The organism is Myxococcales bacterium, assembly GCA_016720545.1.
GTDB lineage: Bacteria > Myxococcota_A > Polyangia > Polyangiales > Polyangiaceae > JAAFHV01.
Window position 1 is genome coordinate 385,747 of sequence record JADKKK010000035.1, and the last position, 22,667, is coordinate 408,413.

The 22,667-nt window shown below is 71.8% G+C and carries 20 protein-coding genes; 12 read left to right on the top strand and 8 right to left on the bottom strand.

Translation table 11 applies throughout. The features are described 5' to 3' along the window. Positions 1 to 73 precede the first annotated feature (73 nt). The 6 genes from IPQ09_30220 to thrS all read right to left on the bottom strand — a co-directional run bounded on the left by IPQ09_30220 (position 74) and on the right by thrS (position 5,885). Entirely contained in the window at positions 74 to 487 is a 414-nt protein-coding gene (locus IPQ09_30220; GenBank protein ID MBL0198424.1) for a cobalamin B12-binding domain-containing protein, read from the bottom strand. 34 nt (positions 488 to 521) lie between these two features. Beyond that, entirely contained in the window at positions 522 to 1,172 is a 651-nt protein-coding gene (locus IPQ09_30225) for a hypothetical protein (protein ID MBL0198425.1), read from the bottom strand. Beyond that, positions 1,108 to 1,830: a translation initiation factor IF-3 gene (locus IPQ09_30230; GenBank protein ID MBL0198426.1), complete on the bottom strand. Its 723-nt coding sequence runs from the start codon at positions 1,828 to 1,830 to the stop codon at positions 1,108 to 1,110. The genes IPQ09_30225 and IPQ09_30230 overlap by 65 nt, the downstream gene beginning before the upstream one ends. A gap of 178 nt (positions 1,831 to 2,008) precedes the next feature. Continuing rightward, positions 2,009 to 2,695 carry a hypothetical protein gene (locus IPQ09_30235; protein MBL0198427.1) on the bottom strand — a complete coding sequence of 229 codons (687 nt, stop codon included), beginning with the start codon at positions 2,693 to 2,695 and terminating at the stop codon, positions 2,009 to 2,011. Between the two features lie 323 nt (positions 2,696 to 3,018). Continuing rightward, on the bottom strand, positions 3,019 to 3,924 hold the full coding sequence (locus IPQ09_30240) for a hypothetical protein (protein ID MBL0198428.1): 906 nt from the start codon (positions 3,922 to 3,924) through the stop codon (positions 3,019 to 3,021). Continuing rightward, entirely contained in the window at positions 3,924 to 5,885 is a 1,962-nt protein-coding gene (gene thrS / locus IPQ09_30245; GenBank protein MBL0198429.1) for a threonine--tRNA ligase, read from the bottom strand. Before thrS ends, IPQ09_30240 begins: the two co-directional genes overlap by 1 nt. Positions 5,886 to 5,974: 89 nt before the next feature. Here thrS and IPQ09_30250 point away from each other — a divergent pair, with 89 nt between their 5' ends. Beyond that, positions 5,975 to 7,009: a metallophosphoesterase gene (locus IPQ09_30250; GenBank protein MBL0198430.1), complete on the top strand. Its 1,035-nt coding sequence runs from the start codon at positions 5,975 to 5,977 to the stop codon at positions 7,007 to 7,009. A gap of 311 nt (positions 7,010 to 7,320) precedes the next feature. After that, the gene (locus IPQ09_30255) at positions 7,321 to 7,989 is read left to right on the top strand and encodes a transposase (GenBank protein MBL0198431.1); all 669 of its coding nucleotides are present in this window, start codon (positions 7,321 to 7,323) and stop codon (positions 7,987 to 7,989) included. A gap of 47 nt (positions 7,990 to 8,036) precedes the next feature. On the opposite strand, the gene IPQ09_30260 is transcribed toward IPQ09_30255, so the two are convergent. Beyond that, positions 8,037 to 8,849 (bottom strand): hypothetical protein, encoded by an 813-nt coding sequence (locus IPQ09_30260; protein MBL0198432.1) that lies wholly within the window; start codon positions 8,847 to 8,849, stop codon positions 8,037 to 8,039. 339 nt (positions 8,850 to 9,188) lie between these two features. On the opposite strand from IPQ09_30260, the gene IPQ09_30265 reads away from it, so the two are divergent. The 3 genes from IPQ09_30265 to IPQ09_30275 all read left to right on the top strand — a co-directional run bounded on the left by IPQ09_30265 (position 9,189) and on the right by IPQ09_30275 (position 13,818). Further along, positions 9,189 to 9,812: a TetR/AcrR family transcriptional regulator gene (locus IPQ09_30265; GenBank protein MBL0198433.1), complete on the top strand. Its 624-nt coding sequence runs from the start codon at positions 9,189 to 9,191 to the stop codon at positions 9,810 to 9,812. A gap of 517 nt (positions 9,813 to 10,329) precedes the next feature. Continuing rightward, positions 10,330 to 12,630, top strand: a complete 2,301-nt coding sequence (locus IPQ09_30270; GenBank protein ID MBL0198434.1) for a hypothetical protein — start codon at positions 10,330 to 10,332, stop codon at positions 12,628 to 12,630. A gap of 78 nt (positions 12,631 to 12,708) precedes the next feature. Next, on the top strand, positions 12,709 to 13,818 hold the full coding sequence (locus IPQ09_30275) for a serine hydrolase (GenBank protein MBL0198435.1): 1,110 nt from the start codon (positions 12,709 to 12,711) through the stop codon (positions 13,816 to 13,818). Between the two features lie 66 nt (positions 13,819 to 13,884). Here IPQ09_30275 and IPQ09_30280 read toward each other — a convergent pair whose 3' ends face one another. After that, positions 13,885 to 14,457: a hypothetical protein gene (locus IPQ09_30280; protein MBL0198436.1), complete on the bottom strand. Its 573-nt coding sequence runs from the start codon at positions 14,455 to 14,457 to the stop codon at positions 13,885 to 13,887. A gap of 218 nt (positions 14,458 to 14,675) precedes the next feature. Between IPQ09_30280 and IPQ09_30285 the strand changes: the two genes are divergently transcribed. The 7 genes from IPQ09_30285 (at position 14,676) to IPQ09_30315 (ending at position 22,607) form a co-directional block, all read left to right on the top strand. Then, positions 14,676 to 15,686: a hypothetical protein gene (locus tag IPQ09_30285; GenBank protein ID MBL0198437.1), complete on the top strand. Its 1,011-nt coding sequence runs from the start codon at positions 14,676 to 14,678 to the stop codon at positions 15,684 to 15,686. Continuing rightward, complete coding sequence (locus IPQ09_30290) at positions 15,683 to 16,717, top strand: alpha/beta hydrolase (GenBank protein ID MBL0198438.1); 1,035 nt, start codon at positions 15,683 to 15,685, stop codon at positions 16,715 to 16,717. The genes IPQ09_30285 and IPQ09_30290 overlap by 4 nt, the downstream gene beginning before the upstream one ends. Next, a complete protein-coding gene (locus IPQ09_30295; GenBank protein ID MBL0198439.1) occupies positions 16,714 to 18,354 on the top strand; it encodes a TIGR04551 family protein in 1,641 nt (546 codons plus the stop codon). Before IPQ09_30290 ends, IPQ09_30295 begins: the two co-directional genes overlap by 4 nt. 2 nt (positions 18,355 to 18,356) lie before the next feature. After that, on the top strand, positions 18,357 to 19,262 hold the full coding sequence (locus tag IPQ09_30300) for a hypothetical protein (protein MBL0198440.1): 906 nt from the start codon (positions 18,357 to 18,359) through the stop codon (positions 19,260 to 19,262). Positions 19,263 to 19,343: 81 nt separating this feature from the next. Further along, entirely contained in the window at positions 19,344 to 19,661 is a 318-nt protein-coding gene (locus IPQ09_30305) for a hypothetical protein (protein ID MBL0198441.1), read from the top strand. A 4-nt stretch (positions 19,662 to 19,665) separates the two neighbouring features. Then, entirely contained in the window at positions 19,666 to 21,435 is a 1,770-nt protein-coding gene (locus tag IPQ09_30310; GenBank protein ID MBL0198442.1) for an AMP-binding protein, read from the top strand. Continuing rightward, positions 21,435 to 22,607 carry an alpha/beta fold hydrolase gene (locus IPQ09_30315; protein MBL0198443.1) on the top strand — a complete coding sequence of 391 codons (1,173 nt, stop codon included), beginning with the start codon at positions 21,435 to 21,437 and terminating at the stop codon, positions 22,605 to 22,607. Before IPQ09_30310 ends, IPQ09_30315 begins: the two co-directional genes overlap by 1 nt. Positions 22,608 to 22,667: the final 60 nt, after the last annotated feature.

Sequence of the window (22,667 nt, forward strand, 5' to 3'; positions counted from 1 at the left end):
CATGAGCGCGACCCCGGCCCGAGGACGCGTCAGGCGAAATCCGCGGCTCGCTCGAAGGTGATGGACCGCCGACTCAGCGCGCGCGGATGTTGTCGCGCACCCAGCCGATGATCGTCTCGAGGCGCGTGCCCGGGGTGAACACGCCCTGAACGCCCGCCTCGCGCAGCCGCGTGACGTCGTCGTCGGGGATGATGCCGCCGCCAAAGAGCACGACGTCGTCGGCGCCCTTCGCGCGCAGCGCGGCGAGCACGGCGGGGAAGAGCGTGTTGTGCGCGCCGCTCATGATCGACAGCCCGACGCCGTCGACGTCTTCCTGAACGGCGGCGTTCGCGATCATCTCCGGCGTCTGGTGGAGGCCCGTGTAGACCACCTCGAACCCGGCGTCGCGGAGGGCGCGCGCCACCACCTTCGCGCCGCGATCGTGGCCGTCGAGACCGGGCTTGGCGACGAGGATTCGGACTTTTCGGTCGGGCTGGGCTTCCGGCATCAAGGCCGCGTTATGTGCGGAACCGGCCGATCTGTCAATTCGCGGGCGCCTCGGCGCCGGTCGGGATCTCCACGCTGACGGCGATGTCGTCGTCCCCGCGCCGCACGATCCCTGACAGCTCGGTGCGCCCGGCGAGGATGGCGCTCGTCACGATGCCCGACACCTCGCGCAGGGATCGAACACGCGCGCTCCCCACCGACACGAGCAGGTCCCCGTCCGAGAGGCCCGCGCCGGTCCCCACGCCGCGGAGCCGCACGCCCTCGCGCGAGTCGACCGCCGGCACCACGCCGCGCCTCGCGTAGGCCAGCACCACGGACGCCGGCACGTGCACCCCGCGGGTTCGGATCCCCACCGGGCCCGGGGCAGCGGCCCCGCCAGCCGCGTGCGCCGCGGGGCCGCCTGGGGCGCCCGCGACGGGCCCACCCGGGGCGAGCTCGTGCGCGTCGTCGACGCGCGGCAACCCGAGGTGCAGGGCCGTGTGGCGGGGCGACGGCGCGGCCCACCGCCCGAGCTCGCCGCCCAGCTCCTCCCCCAAAACGTCAGCGCCCCGGCTGCCCGCGATGATCGCGAGCAAAGCCGAGGCACCGAGGACGCCCGCGAGCGTCAGGCGACGGGAGAGCTCAGGCCTCGCCGGCCGGCGCTCCACCTTCGTCGTCGTCGTCGTCGTCGTCGTCGTCGTCGTCATCGTCTTCCATGTCGGGCAGCGACGGCTCGGACGGGAGCTCGCGCCCTTCCTTCGCGGCGAGCTGGCGATCCTTCTCGCGCTGCGCCTTCAGCTGAGCGACCCGCTGCATGATGGCGGGCTTGGGGGCCACCATGACGGTCATGGTGCGCGCTTCCATCATGGCGCGAGTCTCGACGTTCGCCAGGTCTTCGGTGCCGTGGATGACGAGCGTGAGCTGCTCTTGCGCCTTCTCGGGGTGGGTGATCTCGCGGCCGCGGAAGCGAACCGTGAACTTCACCTTGTGACCGGCCTCGAGGAAGCGACGCGCCGCCTTGATCTTGAAGGCGATGTCGTGATCGTCGGTCTTGGGGCGGAGCTTGACCTCCTTCACCTCGACCACGGTCTGCTTGCGCTTCGCCTCGGCGGTCTTCTTCTTTTCCTCGTACTTGTACTTCCCGAAGTCGAGGATCTTGCACACCGGCGGCTCGGCCTTGGGGTTCACCTCGACCAGATCGAGGTTTGCCTCCTGCGCGCGCTTCAGCGCCTCGTGCGTGGGCAGCACGCCGAGCATCTCGCCCTCCGGGCCGATGACGCGGACCTCGGGGACGCGGATGCGGTGGTTGACTCGAATCTGAAAGCCGCGCTGCTGTTGACGCGGATCGAAGCGGGGACGACCCATGGCCATGTGGCGTACTTGACCTCCGAAAAGGGGAAAAAATCGCGACTGTGCCGCGTGCGCACGGTTTTCCGAGTTTTTCGGGCCCGCGTCAATGGACATCGGAGAAATCGGCCCGGCGCGGGCGGCCGCGCCTGGCGCGAAGAACCACCTCCCGCACCGGCGGCGCCCTCGGGCGCGCTCACCTGTCGCGCGCGCCGGCGGTGCCGAGCCCGAGCAAGCCGCCGACGTACGCCCCGCCCAGCGGGCCCGTTGGGGCGGCGAGGGTGCTGGTGACGAGCTGACCGTCGAGACACAGGGCGAACACGTTGAAGGGGAGCCAGCACGCGAGGCCCTGAAAAACATCGACGGGGCCGCCGAGCCCGTCGTTCGCTTGGACCCGCGTGTAAAGCAGGTCGACCCGCCCCCCGCCGGTGCGCGCGGTGACGAAGCCGCCGAACGAGAACGCCGACGAGAGGACCCGCGTCGCCGACTCCGCGCGAAAGCGCCCCGTGAGCACCGGGGAGAGGCGCGCGCCGGCCTCGATGAGGGAGTCGCCGTGCACGTACTGGTAGCCGGTCTCGCCGAGCGGCAGGTCGAAGCGCGACCAGAGATAGCGCGCGTTGCCTTGGTACTCTCCCGCGAAGCCGACGCGCAGGAACGGAGCGTGCCGCCGGGCGATGGGGAGGCGCACGCCCACCAGCACCGCGCCGCCGAAGAGGCCCTCGACGCCGCCGGTGCCTCCCCCGAGGCCGAAGCCAAGGTCGCCGCGGCTCGCGAGCAGGCCGCTCTCGTCGTTGTGCGACTCGAAGCGCCCCGCGAACGACACGCCCACGGCGTCGCCGGGACCGCCGGCGAGGGCCGGCGCGTCGGTCTGGGTCGACTGCACTCGGACTCCGATGACGAAGCTCCCCGGCGTGCGCGGCTTGTCCTCGCACGGCGAGCAGTCGGTGTCGCATGCGCACGGACTGGACGGCGGAACAGGGCGCACCCGCGGCTGCGGTGGCGACGCGACCTCGGCCCTCGGCGCCGAGGATGCGGTGGGCGCGGGGGCGGAAGGCGCCGGCAAGGGCGGGAGCCCCGTCGACGCCGGCCCGGCGCTCGGCGAGGTCGCGAGAGGCAGCGGCTCTCCCGCGGACGCGGACCACGACGCCAACACCGCCGCGGCGACGCCAGCCAGAGAGAGAGACCACGCGGCGGGACGCGCGGCGCTCACTCGTCCACCGGCCGAAAGGTCTGACCTACTCCGACGGTGAGCCCGGTGTAGAATACACGGGAGCCGGACAGGTCCGCAGTGACCGCGCCCCCGTTCGGCACGCGGAGCGCTTGGCCGTCGAGGCAGACGACCAGCACCTGCGCCACCCCGAAGCCGCAGACGAGCGCGCGCGCGACCTGCACGGGGCGATCGAACGCGTCGCCGCGCTTGTCGATGTAGGTGACCGAGAACTCGCTCCGCAGTGCCATGGTGCGCGCCGAGAAGTATGCGCCGTATTGGCCCGCGCCGCTCAGCGTGCGCGGGAGCGGACCCTCGACGTGGTAGCTGCCCGCGAGGAGCGGCGACGCCCGCAGGCCCCCCTCCACGAAGCGCTCGGCCGTGCCGAGCTGCCACCCGGCCTCGACGATGGGCAGCTCGAGGCGAGAAAAATAGTAGTTTCCGTTGCCCTGCGCCTCGCCGCCGAAGCCGAACCGGAGGAAGGCCGACTGGTCGGCGTTCAGCTGGTAGCGCGCGCCGAGAGTGAGCGCGCCGCGGAGCCACCCCTCGACGGTCGCCGTGCCCGATCCGATCGCGCCGATGAACGAGCCGCGGAGCGAGCCGAAGCGGCCCTGGCTCCCGTGGAACGAAGCGCTCGTCACGAAGAGCGCCCCGAAGCTCGTGGCGCCCTCGCCGCGGGACTGCACGTCGGTCATGGTGGTGCGCCCCCCGAAGAACACCGTGGGCGCGCGCAACCCGGGCAGCACCTCCGCCTCGTCCTCCAGCGCCCCGGCGGCCCGCGGGGGCGCGGGGACCGGCTCCACCGCGGCCGCCACGCGGGGCGCGGCGACCGGGACGAGCGCGACCACGAGGGCGGCCGCGACGCGCGCCCCGGAGCGACGGCCGTGCGACCGCGGGGACCGCATCACACGCGAGCGCTTGGAGGCCGCCCCTCGGCGAGGAGCAGCTCGGCGAAGGTGTCGACCGGCATCGCGCCGAGCTCACCCTTGTCGCGAGAGCGGACTCCCACCGCGCCCGTCTCGGCCTCTTTCGCGCCGACCACGAGCATGTAGGGGAACCGCGCGAGGCGCGCGTTGCGGATCTTCGCCCCGAGCTTGTCCGCGCTCACGTCGAGATCGACCCGCAGGCCTCGCTCGCGGAGGCGCCGCGCCACGTCCGTGGCGTAGGCGTCGACCTTCTCGCTCACGGTGAGCACGACGGCCTGCCTCGGCGCGATCCACGCAGGGAAATTCCCGCCCGAGTGCTCGAGGTACACGCTGAAGAAGCGCTCGAGCGAGCCCAAGATCGCGCGGTGGAGCATGATCGGCCGGTGCTCCTTGCCGTCTTCCCCGACGTAGCCGAGGTCGAAGCGCTCGGGCAGGTTCGGATCGTACTGGATGGTGCCGAGCTGCCAGCTCCGCTTCAGCGCGTCGTGGATGTGAAACTCCACCTTCGGTCCGTAGAAGGCGCCCTCGCCCGGGGTGATCTCGAAAGGCAGTCCGGCGTTCTTGAGCCCCTGCTCGAGCGCGGCCTCGGCCTCGTCCCAGTCGGCCTCGGTGCCGATGCGCTTGTCCGGCCGGGTCGCCAGCTTGATGTCGATGCGCTCGAAGCCGAAGGCCTTGTAGACGAGGTTCAAGAAGCCGATGAACTTCTCGATCTCGGCCGGGACCTGCGCCCTCGTGCAGAAGATGTGGGCGTCGTCCTGGCAGAACGAGCGCACGCGGGAGAGGCCGTGCACGACGCCACCGCGCTCGTAGCGGTGGAGACGCCCGAAGTCGGCCACGCGCCACGGGAGCTCGCGGTAGGAGCGCTTGCGCGACCCGAAGATGATGCAGTGACTCGGGCAGTTCATCGGCTTGAGCGCGAAGCTCTCCGCGCGCAAGACCTCGCCCAGCGCCGCCGCCTTGGCCGGATCGCTCGCGTGGGCCTGCGCGACGCCGTCGACCTCGTCCTCGGTCCACAGGCGGTACATGTTCTCGTTGTAGTTGCCGAGGTGGCCGCTCGTGCGGAAGAGGCGCGGGTCGAACGCCTGCGGCGTGATGACCTCCTCGTAGCCCTCGCCCTCGTAGAGGTTGCGCACGAAGCTGACGAGGGAGTTGTACACGTACGCCCCCTTCGGCAAGAAGAAGGGCATCGCGGGCGCGACCGGGTCGAAGAGGAAGAGATCGAGCTCTTTTCCGAGCTTGCGGTGGTCGCGCTGCTTCGCCTCCTCGAGCAGCCGCAGGTGCTCCTCCAGCGCCTCCTTCGAGGGGAAGGCGGTGCCGTAGATGCGCTGGAGCATCGGGTTCTTCTCGTCGCCCCGCCAGTAAGCGCCCGCGACGCTGGTGAGCTTGATGGCCTTCAGGTACCCGGTGTTGGGGACGTGCGGGCCCTCGCACACGTCGACCCACTCGTGCCCCGGCTCGCCGTGGAAATAGAGGGAGATCTCCTCGCCCGCGGGGATGCGCTCGATGATCTCGACCTTGAACGACTCGCCCATGCCGCGGAACCGCGCGAGCGCCTCGTCGCGGCTCACGGGGACGCGCCGGAACGGCGACTTCTTGCCGACGATCTCGAGCATCGCCTTCTCGATCTTGGCGAGGTCTTCCTCGGAGAAGGTGCCCTCGGCCTTCGCGAAGTCGTAATAGAAGCCGTCGTCGATCGACGGGCCGATGGTGACCTTCGTGCCCGGGAAGAGGCGCTGCACCGCGTCGGCCATGACGTGCGCGGTCGAGTGCCGGATGACGGCGAGCCCCTGCGGATCGGTCGAGAGGATTCGCGTGTATTCTGCACCCTCATCGATCGGCGTGTGGAGGTCGACGACCTTGCCGGCGACCGACAGCGCCACGACGTCCTTGAGGAGGCCCTTCTCGGCGAGCAGCTCTCGCCCTGTCTTCATTGCACCCATGATGCCCGTGGCCTACCACGACCGCGCCCGGCGCGCGACGATGGCTCGCGCCGGGTGCGCCAACGCGCGGGACGTGCCAAGCTCGCCCGATGCCCCAGCTCGTGCAGCCGCTGCCCCCTGGGCCCCTCGCGATCGTGGGCGACGTGCACGGCGAAATCGAGGCTCTCGACCGCCTCCTCGAGCGCCTCGCGGCCGACGCCACGCCGCGCACCCTCGTGTTCGTCGGCGATCTGGTCGATCGCGGGCCCGACAGCGTCGCTGTGGTGCGGCGCGTCGCCGCGCTCATCGCGGAGGGGCGCGCGCTCGCGACCCTGGGAAACCACGAGCTCAACATCCTGCTCGGGGACCGCAAGGAGGGCAACGGCTGGTTCTTCGGGCACCCCGACCACGCGCAGATCGAGGGGGCCGAGGTGCCGTTCGACTCGGTCCCGGCCTCCCCGGCCGACCGCGACGAGGTCCTCGAGCTGCTGAGGAGGCTCCCCCTCGTGCTCGAGCGCGACGACGTGCGCGTGGTCCACGCGGGATACTCGGCCGCCACGGTCGCGCGCCTGCCGGCGGAGGGCGACCCCGCGGCCCTCTCGAAGGCAGCCGAGCAGGCCACACGCGCCGATCTGGCCGCTCGCGGCGTCCCGGCCGCGGCTGCGAAGGAGCGGGCGGAGCTCGCCGGCCTCCGCGACCAGCACGTGAAGCCCGATCGCCACCTCGCCGCGGTCGCCGAAGAGGACAGCGCGCTGCAGCTCCGGAACCCCGTGAAGCTGCTCACCTCCGGCGCGGAGGTGCCCGTCGCGCCGGGGGAGCACTTCTTCGTGGGCGGGAAATGGCGCTTCGTCTGTCGGGATCGATGGTGGCGCGAGCCCGTGGATCGCCCCACGGTCGTGGGGCACTACTGGCGACGGCGGGGAGCGCCCGTGCCTGGCAAGGTCGATGTGTGGGACGACGTGCCCCCGTTCGCGTGGTCGGGCGACGTGTTCTGCGTCGACTACAGCGTCGGGCGGCGCTTCGCAGAGCGCCACGCGGGGCGCAAGACCGAGTTCACCGGCGGCCTCGGCGCGCTGCTGTGGCCCGAGCGGACCGTCGTGTTCGACGACCGCGACGAGACCACACCGACCGCCCCGCCGCGCTGAGCGGGGCGCTCTCTGATTGAGCACCACGCGTCGCGAGAATTCTCGCGTAAACGCGTGGAGCCGCGCCACGCGCGCACGAGGCCGTGGCGCTCGATCACGCCAACAAGTCGGCTCGTTAGCACTACTGCGAGACTTCATTCTCGCAGTGGTGGTAGTTGGCCGCGGGAGCGGACGAGCCGGAGGGGTGAATCGGCCAGCTTTGTGGCCGAGGGCGCCGCGCCCCCTACGGGACAGGCTAGCACGGCTAGCACGACTGCCGTTCGCGCAGCGAACTGCGTAGCGAGAGGGAACCTCTCGCAGTGTGTTGGAAGGTGGCGAAGTACGAAGTCTCCGTTCACGGCGCGGCGAGGGTGATGGTCGCGCCCTCGCCGAAGCCGCTGTTCCCGCGCGCCATGCTCCACACCTCGGTGCTCGCCTGGCTCGCCGTGCAGAATTTCGCGCTCGGGGTCCCGAACTACCGCCTCGAGCGACACGTCTCGGCGATGGGCGAGTCCCTCGATCGCTCGACCATGTGCCGCAACCTCGAGGGCCTCGGCAGCACGCTCGGCGCGACCATCGTGCACGCCTTGCCGCGCGACGCCATCGAGACGTGCTCGGTCGACCGACGCCACGGGCGCCGCCATCCAGCCGGGCGCCCGCGACGGTGGCCCCAAGCGCGCCTGCAAGAAGGGCATCTTCTTAACCACTTGCACGCGTTCGCTTTGAGCTTCGTGCCGTCGATCGCGATGTGCCCCAGCTTGACCAGGCCTGCCTTCTGGCAGAGCCGCAAGACCTGCAAAAACATGCCGGCGAGCGCTTCGAGGTGTTGCTTGCGAAACGACGCGATCGAGTCGTGGTCGGGGTGCTGGTCGCCAGCGAGCACGCGAAACCCAGTGTCCTCGCAGGTCGCACGCTCAGTGCGTCGGGACGATGGCTTGCCCACGCAGGACGAGGCCGCGCGGCTCGAGCCAGGGCCATGCTCACTCGATCGCCTCGAGTGAGCTCGCCGCCGCGCGTGGGCGCGGAGCGCGAACTGGCGTCACGCGAGTCAGGGGAAGCAGACCTCGTACATGGCCATGTAGGGGCCGCCGAACGTAGTCACCCCCTCGAAGCAGCGTCCGCTCACCCCGTAGCCCTCGAACGTCGCGACGGGCATCCCGCCATCGACGTACTGGAAGGTCAGGCGATCCGCCGCCGGGCGGCTCCAGCTGCCGCTCACCGAGGGCTCGCCGGGGACGCTGAGGGTCGTGTCGGCGTTGAAGGTGGTCGTGTGCGACGAGATGGAGCTCGGGAAGCGCTCGCACTCGTGGAATGAGGTGAGGCCCTGCCCCGTGCAGTGCCGAATCGTCGCCGTCGCGGGCGCCGCCACCGTGACCGGGTAGGTGAGCGGCGTCGCCGTGTGCTGCGCGGAGTCGTTGGCCGCGTTCGTGTCGGAGCTGCTCGTCGTCACGTCGGCGTCGAACACGATCGGCGCCGCGCTGTAGGGTAGCGCGATATCGAAGAAGACCGACTTCGTCGCGCCGCGACCCACGGTGCCGAGCGCGCACGTGAGCGCCGTCCCGGAGAGCGTGCATCGCGAGTCTCGCGCGCCGAGCTGGCCCATCACGAACACCTGGGGGCTCGTGTGTGTCTTCGGGAGATCGATGACGACCGACACGTTGGACGCGTTGCGATTGCCTGAGTTCGCGACCGTGACGGTGTAGCGCCCCGTCTCGTCGACGTGCACGCCCACCGGGGCCGAGATGCCGACGGAGAGGTCGGCACCCGGGGCGGCAAGCGCTGGGGAGACGGCGAGGAGCGAACAGGCGAGCGCCGCGAGGCAGATGAACGAGCGACGGATGCGACGGATGCGACGGATCATGGGACTCCTCTCCCGGCGGAGCCGGGCTTCAAGTCGACGCGTCGCGCGCCTCCCCCTCGTGGGCAGACATCGCCGCGTCGTGTCCTGGAAGGTGCGGCCGACACGGCCCCGTGGCTACTCGCGTTTCGGCCCGCGAGACGCCGCGCCGGGCTCCCGACGCGAACCGGCGCTGGCCACGAAGTGCTCACATTTGCAGGCGATCGTGAGCCGTCCTGGCCGCGCGATGTCCCCCAATCGGGTGACACGCCCGACCGTCGCCCGTTGGGGTGACTCGCGGTCCCGCGGGCGAGTGCTCACGGTGGGGAGACGTCGCTGAGCGTGCCCAGGAGTCCCACCGTTATGGCGTTCGATCCATTCTCCCCTCGCAAGGTCGCCCGCCAGTCACGCGCTCGCGGGACCATCGACGAAATCATCCAGGCCTCGGCGCAGATCGTCTCTCGCCACGGCCTCGAGCGCCTCACGACCAACCACATCGCCGAGCGAGCGGGCGTCAGCGTGGGCTCGCTCTACCAGTACTTCCCCGGCAAGGACGCCGTGCTCCACGCGCTCATCGAGCGCGAGTTCAACCGCACCGTGGACGCGCTCGTGGCGCGCATCGAGGCGACCTGCGCCGCGACCACGCCGCTCGACCAGGCGATCGCCGGCCTCGTGGACCTCGTGTTCGAGCTGAACGCGCGCAACGCCCCCTTCCTCCGGCAGCTCGTGCTGGCCGCCGTGTCGCTCAAGCACCTCCGGTTCACGCTCGATAACGACGTGCGCGTGCTCGCCGCGCTCCGCGCGAAGCTCGCCGAGTACGGCGACGACGTCGACGCGGAGGGGCTCGAGCTCGCGACGTTCGTCGCGCTCTACGCGCTGAAGGGCGTCCAGATCGGGATGGTGTTCGGGAGTCGCGAGCACGACAACGAGCACCTGCGAGCGCTGCTCGTGCGGATGATGTGCGCCCTCCTCGCGCCGCCACGGTAGGCCGCCCGAGGCGAGCCCGAAGCGCGCGAGACCCAGCCTGCGGTCACCCTCGCCCGTGGGAGCTCGGGACAAGGTCCCCGCGCGCGAGGGCCTACAACGCGCCTGGATGAGATCCGGTTACCGCGGTGAAACGGACTGGTTGGTCAGGTCACACGGGGAAAACTCGAATCACTCGCCCGACGTCTCAGGTAAACGAACAGGACCGAGCACGTCTCCCTCACGACCTCGCGCAGGAGCCCCGCATCGAACCCCGGCTCGACGCGCACCTTCGGGCGCGACCTCGAGGCGCATGAACGCTGTCCGTGGCTCGGGAGCCGGCCGGACCGCGCGGCCGCTCGATCTCCCCGTCGCGTGCGGGTGCGCCCGATGATCGCGTGCGCGGGCGCGTACGCGCCCGCGCACGCAGGGCACTCGGCGGCTCACGCCGCCTGACCGAGCGGCCGCCGGCAGGCCCTCGGCGCAGCGCGCGCGAAAGCAAGTTGCCCATTTCCGACGGAGTTCTGCACACTGGTGCCCCGTGACCGAAGCCGTCCAGGCCGACCTCCTCCTCGCAGAGCTCTTCGCGATCCAGTCTGCAGGGGAGACGTGCGCCGTGATGGTGGCCGCCGACGGCCGCGAGCGCTGGCTTCACTTCGAAGAAGGGGGCCTCGTGCACCCGGAGTCGCCCGGCACGACGGCGTCGCTGGGCGAGCTGCTCGTGCTCGAGGGGAAGCTCACCCGCGAGCAGCTCGACGCCCTGCTGGCCGACCTCGCCGAGCACGAGGCCCGGGGCGCGACGCGGCGGCTCGGTGACGCGGCGATCGCCCGGGGTTTCCTCACGCGGAAAGAGCTCGGTCTCGCCCTGCTCGCGGACCTGCGCGCCACGCTGGTCGAGGCGCTCACCTGGGAGACGCCCACCTTCGCGGTGGTCCCGACCACCCGCAACCCCGAGCTCCGGGCGCGGTTCCCGACCTCGATCGAGCCGCTCGTGCTCTCGGCCTTCCGCAAGCTCCCACGGCTCCGCCTCGCCGCCTTCGTGCAGCCCCTCGTGCGCGCGGCGCCGCCGGTGCTGCTCGAGCCCGTGGAGGCCATGCGCGCGCTCTTCCGCACGCGGGTGGAGGAGAACGAGGCGCTCGGCGCGGTGATCCGCGAGGGCGGCTCGAAGATGCTCGCGGAGATGGTGAAGGGCAACCGAGGCCCGCACGACGGGCTCCCTTTCGTCGCGGCGCTCGCCGCGGCGGGCAGCCTCACGTGGCCCGGCGGTCCGCCTTCGCAGCGCAGCCATCCGCCCCCGCCTCGCCTCGTGGTGCCCCTCGCGGCGCGCTCCGAGCGCCTCACGCGCGCTGCGAAGCGGAGCGCCATCGGGGCGGTGGCGCCGAAGGGGCACGGCACCCTGCGCTGGCTGCTCTCCGAGGACGCCGAGCGCGCCACCTCCGAGCCGGCGGCCTCGGCATCGGCGAAGATCGTCGCCGAGCGCTCGTTTCACCTCGGCAAGGCGCACCTCGAGAGCGGCGACGCGACGGCGGCGAAGGCCGAGTTCTGGCGCGCCCACCAGCTGGACCCGGGCATGGCCGAGTACGAGCTCTACCTCGGCTGGCTCACCCTTCGCGGCGACGAGCAGCGCGCCGCGGAGCTCGAGTCGATCGCCATCCGAGCGAAGCGGCAGGCGCCCGAGCTGGGGTTCGCCTCGTACGTACTCTCCCACCTCGCCCTGCTCCGCGGGGACGTCGATCGCGCGGAGGCCGAGCAGCAGCGGGCGGAGCGCCTGGGCGTGCGGGAGGCGGCGCCGCTCCCGAGCTCGATCGCCTTCGCCGCCCCGCCCGCCCCCATGCCCTCGTCGGTGACGCTCAGCGAAGGAAAGATCCGTCCTGCGGCGAAGAAGCGCCGCCTGCCACGGCGAAGGCGCGACCGCGACCCCGCGCCGGAGCCCGCCCCGATCCCGCCCTCCACGGCGCGCTACGGTACCCCGCCCCCGCCTGCCGCGGGCCCGACCATCGAGACCGCTGAGGAGCTCGAGCCGCCCGCGGCCACGCAGCCCTCTCCGAGGGTTGGGTCGGCGCTGGTCGCCGCGTCACCCTCGGGGCTCGAGGCGAACGTCACCGCACCGCTGACCATCGAGGGAGTGCCGACGAAGACGCTCCCCATGCGGGCGGTTCCCCTGGCGGCGACACCCGAGCCCTCGGTGATCGTGACGCGGACCGATCCTCCCCCGGTCGCGGCGCCGATCCCGGCAGCGCCGATCCCCGCGGCCCCGATCCCCGCCGCTCCGATCCCTGCGGCCCCGATCCCGGTCGAGGCGCGGGACGCCGCGGGCTCACGGAGCGCGCCCACGCTGCCTCCACCGCAGCCCGCGCGCACGGCGCGGTGGCCCTTCGCCGTGGCAGGCGGGCTGCTCGCCGTGGGCGCCTTCCTCGCGGTGCGCGCGTGGACCGGCGCCGCGCGAACGACGCCCGCTACGGACGACGCGGCGGCGAGCGCTTCCGCGTCCGCGTCTGCTTCCGCGTCGGCCTCCGCCACGCCCGAAGACGCGACGAGCCCGACGATCCCCTCGGACGCGCGCGACGCGAGCGCCGACGACGCAGCGAGCGGGGAAGGCGGCGCCCAAGACGCAGAGGTCGCCGGGGCCTCGCCGGCGCGGGCGATCCCGCGGGGCATGGGTGAGATCCTCGTGCAAGGGGCGCCCGCAGGTCACCGAGTCTTCGTCGGGAAGCACGCGCTCGGCGAGACGCCGGCCGTCGTGCTCGCGCCGTGCGGGAGACGCGAAGTGAAGATCGGCAGCCGCGGGACGCCGCGGCAGGTCGACATCCCGTGCGGCGGGCGCATTACGCTCCGCCCATGACCGTCGCGACGTCGACCGTGTTGCGCCGCAACATCGCTCGGCGTTGCGCACCGTCGGGACGTCCGCCATGCTCCGGCCATGGCGAAACTTGGGTTAGGGAGGCGGGACGTCGTCGCCGGGCTGTCGGCGATGACCGCGATGGGGCTCTTGGGTTGCGGGAAGGCCGACGGGCCAGCCGACACCGCGGACGCGGGCGCCGGCCCGATCCCCACGCCCTCGGGCTCGACGACGGCGCCGCCGCCCCCGCCGAGCGGCGACTACTTCCCGCCCAACGGCTCGGACGCGTGGGAGACCGCCGACCCCGCCGCGACGGGCTGGTCACCCGCCGGTCTCGACGCGCTGGTGAAGCTCGTCGAGGCCAACAAGTCGAGCTCGTTCATGATGCTCGTCGACGGGCGCGTGCTGCTCGAGCGCTACTTCCTGACGGCCACGGCGACGACCCAGACCGACGTGGCTTCGGTGCAGAAGAGCTTCACCTCGACCCTGATCGGGCTCGCACGCGATCGCAAGCTCCTCACCCTCGACGACACGGTGTCCTCTCACCTGCCCGCGGGCTGGTCGAAGGCCGACCCCGCCGACGAGGCGCGCATCACCCTGCGTCACCTGATGACTCACTCGAGCGGCCTCAACCCCAACACGCTCGTGAAGGTGGCGGAGCCGGGCGCGCGGTTCGACTACAACACGAACGCCTACCAGAAGCTCCGCGCGGTGCTCGAGAAGGTGGCCGCGAAGGACATCAACGCGCTCTCTCGGGAGTGGCTCTTCGACGCGATCGGCGTCGGCGGGACCTGGGTCAGCCGCGGCCAGGTGGATCCGGTCGGCGCGCCCATCTGGGGCCTCGAGCTCCGCGCCCGGGACATGGCGCGGTTCGGCCTCCTGGCGACGCGGGGCGGCCTGTGGTCGGGCAAGCCCGTCACCGCCGCGGGGTGGTTCGCCGAGGCGTGGACGCCCTCGGCGGCGAAGGCCGACTACGGGCTCCTGTGGTGGCTCCAGGGACGCGGCAGCATGAAGGGCAAGGCGCCGGCCGATCTCGTCTCGGCGCTGGGCGCCCGGGACCAGAAGATCTACGTGGTCCCCAGCATGAAGCTCGTCGTCACGCGGCAAGGGCTCGCCGCGGGGACGGCCGCAGAGGCCGAGTCCGACTTCGACGCCCAGCTGCTCAAGGCCATCGCGGACGCCCGCGCGTGAGGCCAGGCCTCCCCGTGCACCGCGCCGCATGTTGCGTCGCAACATGACGAGGTCGCCACGGGCCGCCTAGCTGCGCTTCTTCGGTGACGGCGCGCGCAGCTCGCGCTTCAGCTCCTCGAGCTCGCGGCGGAGCTCGGCGATGTCCTCGCCGGTGGCGGCCGGCGGCGGCGGGGTGTCTCGTGGCGACGAGGCCTGAACGGCGCGCACATCGGGCGCGGGTCGCGATCGCCCACGCGCCCAGGGCCCGCCGTTCATGAGCACGCGGGCGAGCGCGTTGCCGGCCGTAAAGGGGAGCTGCGCGAGCGGATTATGGGGGAAGAGAGCGCCGGATCCGTTCTTGGCGTGGAGGTAGAGCTCCATGGCCCAGCTCATGTAACGGCCTAGAAATTCAGCGAGCGCGTCGTCACCCATGCGGATCATTTGCACGAGCAGCGGCACCGGCAGGAGGCGGCCGCCGCCGCGGCTCTCGAGGATGACGTGCGCCAGGGTCACCTGGGTCAGGTCCTCTCCCGACTTCGCGTCCTGAACGAAGACGTCGGAGCCGCCGCGCACCAACTCGGCGAGCTCGTCGAGCGTGATGTAGCGGCTCTCGTCGGTGTCGTAGAGCCGCCTGTTCGAGTACTTCTTGACGATACGCATGGGCCGCGTCCTCTCGCGCTCTCGTGACTCTGCGCGCGCGCCGGCGACGCGAGCCGGGGCGCGCTCGGCGCCGCTGGAGCATCGCACGGCAGCGATTGTGCCGTGCAACATTTGACCTTGACCGGGGAGGTTGCGGCGAATATGCCAGTGTCCGTGTTGCACAGCAACACAGACGCTCCCCGCGCCTCCGCGCCTCCCCGCCTGCCCTCGGTGCGCCCATGACCCCCTCGCTCTCCCGCTCCGCGCGTGCCTCCTTCCTCAGCTTGGCGCTCGCGCTCCCCGCGCTCCCTGCTCTTGGCGTCGTGGGCGTCGTGGGCGTCGTGGGCGTCGTGGGCACGGCGGGGTGCGCGACGTCCGGGCCCGAGTGCAGCCGAGGCGCCGACTGCGCTTCCGGGGCGTGCAGCGCGACCGGGCGGTGCATGCCGCCCGGCGACGTCGACGCGACGACCGACGCGACGACCGCGGTCGACACAGACGCGGGCGCCGACGCGAGCGAGCCCCTCGAGGCCGGCCCCGTAGGCGACGCGGGCTGCGTGCCCAACAAGGACTTCCGCATCACCCGCGAAGAGGTGCCGCTCGCCGCGGGTCTCCGCGCCACGTACAAGGTCGCGAAGGACGCGGACATCGCCACCGCCGGCACGCCGCTCGGCGACGGCACGCGTAGCTGGGACCTCTCCGCGGAGCTGCCCGGCGACGCCCTCGCGCTCGTCGAGACCCAGCGGGTCGAAGGCAAGTGGTTCGCGGCCGACTTCGCGGGCGCGAGCTACGCGACGAAGCTCTCCGCGCGCAGCGAGCTGCTCGGGGTGTTCGAGCTCTCACCGGGAGCCCTGAAGCTGCGCGGCGTCGTCTCGCCCGCCGACGGCGTGACCCGCACGAACGTCGCGTACTCGCCCGCGGTCGACGTGCTCGCGTTCCCGCTCGAGATGGGCAAGGCGTTCACGACCACCTCGACGGTCACGGGCCTCGCGAGCGGGGTGTTCTCGACCTACAGCGAGAAGTACGACTCCGCCGTCGACGCGCGCGGCACCCTGAAGACCCCGCTCGGCACGTTCACCGTGCTGCGGGTGCGCACGACCCTCACGCGCACCGTGGGCCTGCTCGTCACGGTCGTTCGCTCGTTCGCCTGGGTCACCGAGTGCTACGGGACCGTGGCGACGGCGACCTCGGCCGACAACGAGGCGAACGCCGAGTTCACGCGCGCGAGCGAGGTGCGCAGGATCTCGCCATGAGGCGCGCGGCGCGTGGGCTAGACCCAGAGCCGACGGGGCAGACGGCGCAGACGGGGCAGACGGGGCAGCGCGTGCGCGCGGCCCTCGCGACGGCGATGTTCGCTCTCTCCGCCACCGGTTGCCTCTCGTTCCACTCGGGCCCAATGCCCGGAGAGCCCAAGGGCGCGACCTTCGCCTCCGTGGCAGGGGCGCGCGTGAGGTACACAGACACCGCGGCGGGCGACGAGGCCGAGAAGAAGAAGCCGCCGGTCGTGCTGGTGCACGGGTTCGCGGCGACGCTCGAGACCTGGACCGCGGTGGTACCGGTCCTGCGCCGCACCCACCGGGTCATCGCGCTCGACCTCAAGGGCTTCGGCTGGACCGACCGGCCGGAGGGGGACTACTCGCCGGACGCCGAGGCGAGGTTGGTCCTCGGGCTCATGACCCACCTCGGCGTCGCGCGCGCGGCCGTGGTCGGGCACTCGTGGGGCGCGTCGGTCACTCTCGCGGCGGCCATGGCGGCGCCCGAGCGCGTCGAGCGCATCGCGATCTACGACCCTTGGGCGTACGAAGAGCAGCTGCCTCTCTTCTTCCACTGGGCGCGGGCGGACGGCGTGGGCGAGGCGCTCTTCGGTGCATACTACACGCAGCGCGCGGAGGACCGCCTGACCCTCGCGTTCTTCGACAAGAAGTACGTGACCGAGGAGCTCGTGAGCTCGGTCGAGGCTGCGCTCGAGCGCCCCGGCACCAAAGCGTCCGCCCTCGCGGCGGTGCGCGGTCAACGCTACGCGCTCGTCGAGGACCGCTACCGCACGATCACCCAGCGAGCGCTCGTGATGATCGGGCGGGAGGACGGCGTCACCCTGCTCAAGTACGGCGAGCGGCTGAGCCGCGATCTGCGCAACTCGCGCCTCATCGTGTACCCGCAGTGCGGACATTTCCCCATGATCGAGGCGGCCGCGGCCTCCACCCGAGACCTCCACGCGTTCCTCCTCGAGGGGCCGCCGCACGACCCCTCGTCGCGGGTCGCGCCGGAGACGGCCGCACCATGAGCCGCCCCTCGTCCCGCTTCCGCCGCGGGCGGCTCGGCCCCCGGGCCGGCGTGGTCGCGCTCGTCGCGCTCGTCGCGCTCGGTGTGCTCAGCGCGCTCAGGCCTGGGACCGCGCACGCCACCGGGTTCGCCGAGCTCGGCGAGGACATCGTGCAGCGCGACAAAGTGCACGTCGAGCTCGACGGGTACCTCCGCGTGCGCGGCGAGGCGCTCACCAACCTGGACCTCGATCGCGGCCTGACGCCGTCGGGCGATCCGCTCTACCCGGTCTCGCGCGCCGATCCGAAGGCGCAGACGCTCACCCACTGGGACATGCGCGCGCGCATGGACGTGAAGGTGTTCGCGCCGGGCTCGACCCTTGCGGTGAAGCTCCGCCTCGACGCGCTCGACAACCTGAGCCTCGGCAGCGTGCCCGACGGCGCGCCCGCCGCGAGCGCGAGTCAACGCTCGCCGAGCGATCCGCTGAAGGTGCGGCGCGCGTACGGCGAGGCGCTGCTCCCGTTCGGCGTGCTCGCGGCCGGCCGCATGGGCACCCACTGGGGCCTCGGCCTCGTCGCGAACGGCGGCGACTGCCTCGACTGCGACTCCGCCGACGCGGCCGACCGGCTCGCGCTCGTCACGCCCGTGCTCGATCACATCGTCGCGATCGCCTACGACTTCTCGGCGACCGGGCCGATCGGCACGCGGCCCGCGCAGAACCGCGTGCTCGACCTCGAGCGCACGACCAACGTGCGCACGGCGACGCTCGCGTTCCTCCGCGGCTGGAGCAAGGAGTCGCTCGCGCGGCGCAAGAAGGCCGGCAAGACCACCGCCGACTACGGCGGCTACCTCACGCACCGGTGGCAGCGCGACGACGTGCCCGCCTCCTACCTGCCCACCGCGCAGCCGCTCGACCTCTCCACCTCGCAAGACGCGCAGATCATGTCGCGCGGGCTCACCGCCACGGGCGTCGACGCCTGGGCGAAGCTCGTGACGCCCACGCTGCGCCTCGAGGCCGAGATCTCGCTCGTGATGTCGACCATCGATCAGGCGAGCGTCATCCCGGGCGTGCTGCTCCGCGATCCCGTGAAGGCGCGGCAGCTCGGCGCCGCGTTCGAGTCCGACTACGGCGGCGAGGACGGGCGCGCCGCCGTGGGCCTCGATCTCGGGTACGCCAGCGGCGATCCCGCGCCGGGGTTCGGCGTCGTCCAGAAGCCCGGCGCGAAGGCCCCGAAGCCGGGCGATCTCGACGGCCCGCAGGCGAACCCTCGCGCCGACAACCGCATCGACAACTTCCGATTTCACCCCGATTTCCGCGTCGATCGCATCTTGTTCCGCGAGATCATCGGCACCGTGACCGACGCGACGTACCTCCGGCCGCACGCGCGCGTGCGCCTCATCGACGAGTCGAGCTTCCGCGTCACCGCCAGCGCCGCCGCGATCGCGAGCGTGGCCAACTTCGCCGAGTCGACGCCCGGCGGGAAGAAGCCCCTCGGCGTCGAGCTCGATCCGTCGCTCACGTACGAGCACAAGGACGGGTTCTTCGCGACGCTCGACTACGCCGTCCTCTTCCCGCTCTCGGGGCTAGACAACCCGCAGGTCGGCCTCTTCGCCAAGCCCGCGCAGCTCGTGCGCGTCCGCCTCAACTACGTATTTTGACCATGCGAAACGCCTCTCCCCGCCCCCGCCTCGCCTCCCCGACCGCCGCTCCTCGCCACGCGTCTCACGCCGCGCGCGCGCTCGTGGCGGCCTCCTGTCTGTTCGCCGGCGCGTGCAGCGAGAACCTCACCGTGACGAAGGGCCGGACGCCCTACGCCGCGGGCGAGGCGGTCCCCCTCACCTGCGTGCCGAACCTCGACGGCAAGATCGACGCGACCGAGCTCTCGCCCGCGTTCGACGCGCCGGTCTCGTACCTCGTCTCGCCCGCGGGGAAGGACCAGCCCGTGGACCTCGTCCCGAAGCCGCTCGCCGGCGGCAAGCAGCGCTGGGACTACTCGGTCGACCAGCGCGACGACCAGGTCGCCGTGATCTCGGCGAGCCGCATCGCGGGCAAGTGGTACGCCGCGCAGTTCCCCGAGTCGGCGTTCGTGGCCCCCTTCGACGCCGCGGGCCGCACGGAGGCCGTGTACGCGCACGACGCCCAGGCCGTGTCGCTCCTCGGCCTCGCCTCGCGCGAGCCCGATCCGGCCGAGGGGCGCACGCTTTTCGTGTACTCTACACCTGTTGCGGTCTACAAGTTCCCGCTCGCTCCCGGGGTCAGCTACACGTCGGTCGGCGAGGTGAAGGGGGCCACGCTGCGCGGGCTGCCATACGCGGGGCGGGACCGCTACGAGGTCACCGTCGACGCCGTAGGCCAGCTCGACCTCCCCGACCTCGTCTTCCAGCAGGTGTTGCGGGTGCGCACCCGGGTCACGCTCGAGCCGGCGGCGGGCGCCGCCACGACGCAGCTGCAGGTGTCGTTCCTCTCCGAGTGCTTCGGCGAGGTCGCCCGCGTGACGAGCAAGGCGGGCGAGAAGACCGACGACTTCACCGTGGCGAGCGAGGTGCGCCGCCTCGGGCTGCCCTGACGGCGGCGCACGACAGGGAGCGAACGGACACGGACTGCGACAGGACAGCACAGGACAGGACAGGACGGAGGAGCGGGGAGCATGGAATCAGCGGATCGGCGGTGGGGGTGGGACGCCTGGAAGAAGGGCTTCGACGCCTGGGAAGAGCGCACGGCGAAGCACATCGAGCTCGGGCTGCGGAGCCCCACGTTCATCACGCCCGCGTCCGCCGCGCTGACGACGGTGCTCCGCGCGAAGGTCGTCGTCGACCGCGCGCAGACCGCGCTCGTCGCCGCGCTCGGCTTGCCCACGAAGGCCGACCAGGAGCGCACGCTCCACGCACTGAACCGCCTCGAGAGCCGGCTCATCGATCTCGAAGAGAAGCTCGAGCGCGCCGAGGGCGCGCGGAAGGACCGCTAGCCCCATGGACGTCACACGCTTCCTCGACCTCGCGATCGCCCCGAAGGTGCTCTTCGACACGCTGGAAGAGCGCAAGGACCGCGTGCGCTTCTGGGTGCCCCGACCGGGCGCGGGCACGGATCTGTCGGCGTACACGGCGGTCACGTACGGCGCGTTCGCGGCCGACGTGCGCGCCCTCGGCAGCGCGCTCACGGCGGAGCTCGAGCCCGGGGACCGCGCGGCGATCTTCGCGCCAAACCGCGTCGAGTGGGCCACCGCGGCCCTCGCCGTGCAGGCGGTCGGGGGCGTGATCGTTCCCGTGTATCCTGCAAGCACTCCAGCGCAGCTCGCCTACGTGCTCGACCACTCCGACGCGCGCGTCGTCTTCGTCGACACGCCGGCCCTGCTCGCGAAGGTGCTCGAGGCGTGGCCGAGCCTTCATGACGACGGACGCGGGCTGCGACGGGTCGTGCTCCTCGACGCTGGCCTCGACGCGGAGCGGGTGCTCGCGAAGGTGCGCGCCGAAGGGAGAGCGGCGCCAAGCGACGAGGCGCTCGCCCGTGTCCTGTCGCTGACCGACCTGCTCACCGCGGGCGCCGCGCGCGACGCGGCGAGCCCCGGCGCGTTCGAGGCACGCATGGGCGCGGTGTCGCTCGATCAACCTGGGATGATGCTCTACACGAGCGGCACGTCGGGTAACCCGAAGGGCGTCCCGCTCACGCACCGCAACGTGGGCACGAACGGCAAAGACTGGCTCACCCTCAACGGCCCGCTCGTGCCCGAGAACGCGATCGACGTGCTGTGGCTGCCCATGAGCCACATCTTCGGCTTCGGGGAGATGAACCTCGGCAACACGCTGGGCATGACCAGCTACCTCTCGGATCCCGTGGGCTGCATCGCGCTCGTGCCGGTCGTGAAGCCGCACGTCTTCATGAGCGTGCCCTCGCACTGGGAGAAGCTCGCGGCGCCGGCGCTGCGAGAGTCCGACCCCGCGGCGCAGAGAGACGCGCTCCGCGCGTGCACCGGCGGACGCCTCGCGTTCTGTCTCTCGGGCGGCGCGGGCCTGAAACGTGAGATAAAGGAAGTTTACCATTCGGCGGGCATCCTGATCGTCGAGGGCTACGGCCTCACCGAGACCTCGCCCACCCTCACGCTGAACCGCGCCGACAGCTTCCGGTTCGACTCGGTGGGCAAGCCGCTGCCGAGCGTGGAGCTGAAGCTCGCCGACGACGGCGAGATCCTCGCGAAGGGCCCGAACGTGTTTGGCGGCTACCACAAGGACGAGGCCGCCACGCGCGCGGCGTTCACCGAAGACGGCTGGTTCCAGACCGGCGACGTCGGCCGCTTCACGGAAGACGGCTTTCTCCAGATCGTCGATCGCAAGAAGGACATCCTCGTGACCGCCGGCGGCAAGAACATCCCGCCCGCGAACATCGAGCAGCACTTCCAGGGAGATCCCCGCTTCGCGCACGTGGTCGTCTACGGCGACGGCAAGAAGTACCTGGTCGCGGGGGTGTGGCTCAACGACGCGGTCGTCGACGCGGAGCTCGGCGCGCTCCCCGCGAGCGAGCGCACGGCGGCACGGGAGGCGCTCGTCGCCGCGCGGATCGCCGAGGTGAACGCCCACCTGCCGAGCTACGAGACCCTGAAGGCCTTCCACATCTTCGACGAGCCGCTCACGGTCGAGCGCGAGCTGCTCACCGCGTCGCTCAAGGTGCGGCGCAAGAAGGTCGTCGAGGTGTTTCGCGCCGAGCTCGAGGCGCTCTACGATAGACCTGCGCCCGCGCGACGCTGATGCCGTCCGCCCATCCGCCCACGCTCGAACGCCCCGCTCGCTCGCCGGAGCTCCCCCAGCAGCGCACGCCCACCCTCACGCCCGCCCTCGCGCCGAACGTCCGCCCCATGCCAGGTCCAAACGACAAGCCCGCCGCCCGGCCGGAGAGCCTATGGGGCGCGCGCCTCAAGAACTTGGCCGAGGTCGCGGTGCGCCCCAGGCCCCCCGTGGGCACGACGCCGGCCGACGTGGTGCATCGCGAGAACAAGTGGAGCCTGCTCCGCTACCGCCGTGACACGCTGCCCTGCTTCGCGACCCCGGTGCTGCTCGTGCCGTCCCTCATCAACCGGCACTACGTGCTCGATCTCCTGCCGGGGAAGAGCCTCGCCGAGTGGCTCGTCGCGCGCGGGCACGACGTGTTCGTCATCGACTGGGGCACGCCCGGCGACGAGGACCGCTTCGTCACGTTCGACGACGTCTGCGACCGCGCGATCGGGCGCGCGCTGCGGAAGACCGCCTCGTTCGGCGCGCGCGGCAAGGCGCACCTGCTCGGGTATTGCCTCGGCGGGCTGCTCACGGTCCTCCACACGGCGGCCCGCCCCGAGCACGTGGCCTCGCTCCTCACGCTCGCCGCGCCCGTGAAGTTCGGGGCCGACGAGGGGCTGCTCTCCGCGTGGACGCGCACGCCCACCTTCGACCTCGACGCCCTCGTGGACGCCACGGGCAACGTGCCGTGGCCGCTCATGCAGGCGGCGTTCAACATGCTGCGCCCCACGCTCGGCCTCTCGAAGGCGGTGCAGCTCGTGGACCGCGCGTGGAACGACGAGTTCCTGGACGGCTTCTTCGCCCTGGAGACCTGGGGCAACGACAACGTGTCGTTCCCCGGCGAGTGCTTCCGCGAGTACATCCGCGCGCACTACCGGGGCGACGAGCTCGCGCAGGGCACGTTCCACCTGTCCGGGATCCCCGCGCGGCTCGAGGACGTGAGGGTGCCGCTCCTGGCGGTGACGTTCGAGCACGACACGATCGTCCCCAAGGCGAGCGCGCTCCCGCTCGTCGAGCGTGCCGGCTCGCCCGACAAAACCCACCTCCACCTACCCGGAGGCCACGTGGGCGCCGTCGTGTCGAGCGCGGCGAAGCGGCGCCTCTGGCCCAAGCTCTCCGAGTTCTGGGCCCGAAACGACTCGTCGTAGCGCGGACCCTCGAGCGCCAGCGGCCATGGAAATGTGGGTCGCGCGCGCCCGTTCGGCTAG

What these genes read in the sequence shown, in the direction of transcription:
- IPQ09_30220 (MBL0198424.1), bottom strand. Translation starts at nt 487, where the DNA reads ATGCCGGAAGCCCAGCCCGACCGAAAAGTCCGAATCCTCGTCGCCAAG.
- IPQ09_30225 (MBL0198425.1), bottom strand. Translation starts at nt 1,172, where the DNA reads ATGACGACGACGACGACGACGACGACGACGACGACGAAGGTGGAGCGC.
- IPQ09_30230 (MBL0198426.1), bottom strand. Translation starts at nt 1,830, where the DNA reads ATGGGTCGTCCCCGCTTCGATCCGCGTCAACAGCAGCGCGGCTTTCAG.
- IPQ09_30240 (MBL0198428.1), bottom strand. Translation starts at nt 3,924, where the DNA reads ATGCGGTCCCCGCGGTCGCACGGCCGTCGCTCCGGGGCGCGCGTCGCG.
- thrS (MBL0198429.1), bottom strand. Translation starts at nt 5,885, where the DNA reads ATGGGTGCAATGAAGACAGGGCGAGAGCTGCTCGCCGAGAAGGGCCTC.
- IPQ09_30250 (MBL0198430.1), top strand. Translation starts at nt 5,975, where the DNA reads ATGCCCCAGCTCGTGCAGCCGCTGCCCCCTGGGCCCCTCGCGATCGTG.
- IPQ09_30260 (MBL0198432.1), bottom strand. Translation starts at nt 8,849, where the DNA reads ATGATCCGTCGCATCCGTCGCATCCGTCGCTCGTTCATCTGCCTCGCG.
- IPQ09_30265 (MBL0198433.1), top strand. Translation starts at nt 9,189, where the DNA reads ATGGCGTTCGATCCATTCTCCCCTCGCAAGGTCGCCCGCCAGTCACGC.
- IPQ09_30275 (MBL0198435.1), top strand. Translation starts at nt 12,709, where the DNA reads ATGGCGAAACTTGGGTTAGGGAGGCGGGACGTCGTCGCCGGGCTGTCG.
- IPQ09_30280 (MBL0198436.1), bottom strand. Translation starts at nt 14,457, where the DNA reads ATGCGTATCGTCAAGAAGTACTCGAACAGGCGGCTCTACGACACCGAC.
- IPQ09_30285 (MBL0198437.1), top strand. Translation starts at nt 14,676, where the DNA reads ATGACCCCCTCGCTCTCCCGCTCCGCGCGTGCCTCCTTCCTCAGCTTG.
- IPQ09_30290 (MBL0198438.1), top strand. Translation starts at nt 15,683, where the DNA reads ATGAGGCGCGCGGCGCGTGGGCTAGACCCAGAGCCGACGGGGCAGACG.
- IPQ09_30295 (MBL0198439.1), top strand. Translation starts at nt 16,714, where the DNA reads ATGAGCCGCCCCTCGTCCCGCTTCCGCCGCGGGCGGCTCGGCCCCCGG.
- IPQ09_30300 (MBL0198440.1), top strand. Translation starts at nt 18,357, where the DNA reads ATGCGAAACGCCTCTCCCCGCCCCCGCCTCGCCTCCCCGACCGCCGCT.
- IPQ09_30305 (MBL0198441.1), top strand. Translation starts at nt 19,344, where the DNA reads ATGGAATCAGCGGATCGGCGGTGGGGGTGGGACGCCTGGAAGAAGGGC.
- IPQ09_30310 (MBL0198442.1), top strand. Translation starts at nt 19,666, where the DNA reads ATGGACGTCACACGCTTCCTCGACCTCGCGATCGCCCCGAAGGTGCTC.
- IPQ09_30315 (MBL0198443.1), top strand. Translation starts at nt 21,435, where the DNA reads ATGCCGTCCGCCCATCCGCCCACGCTCGAACGCCCCGCTCGCTCGCCG.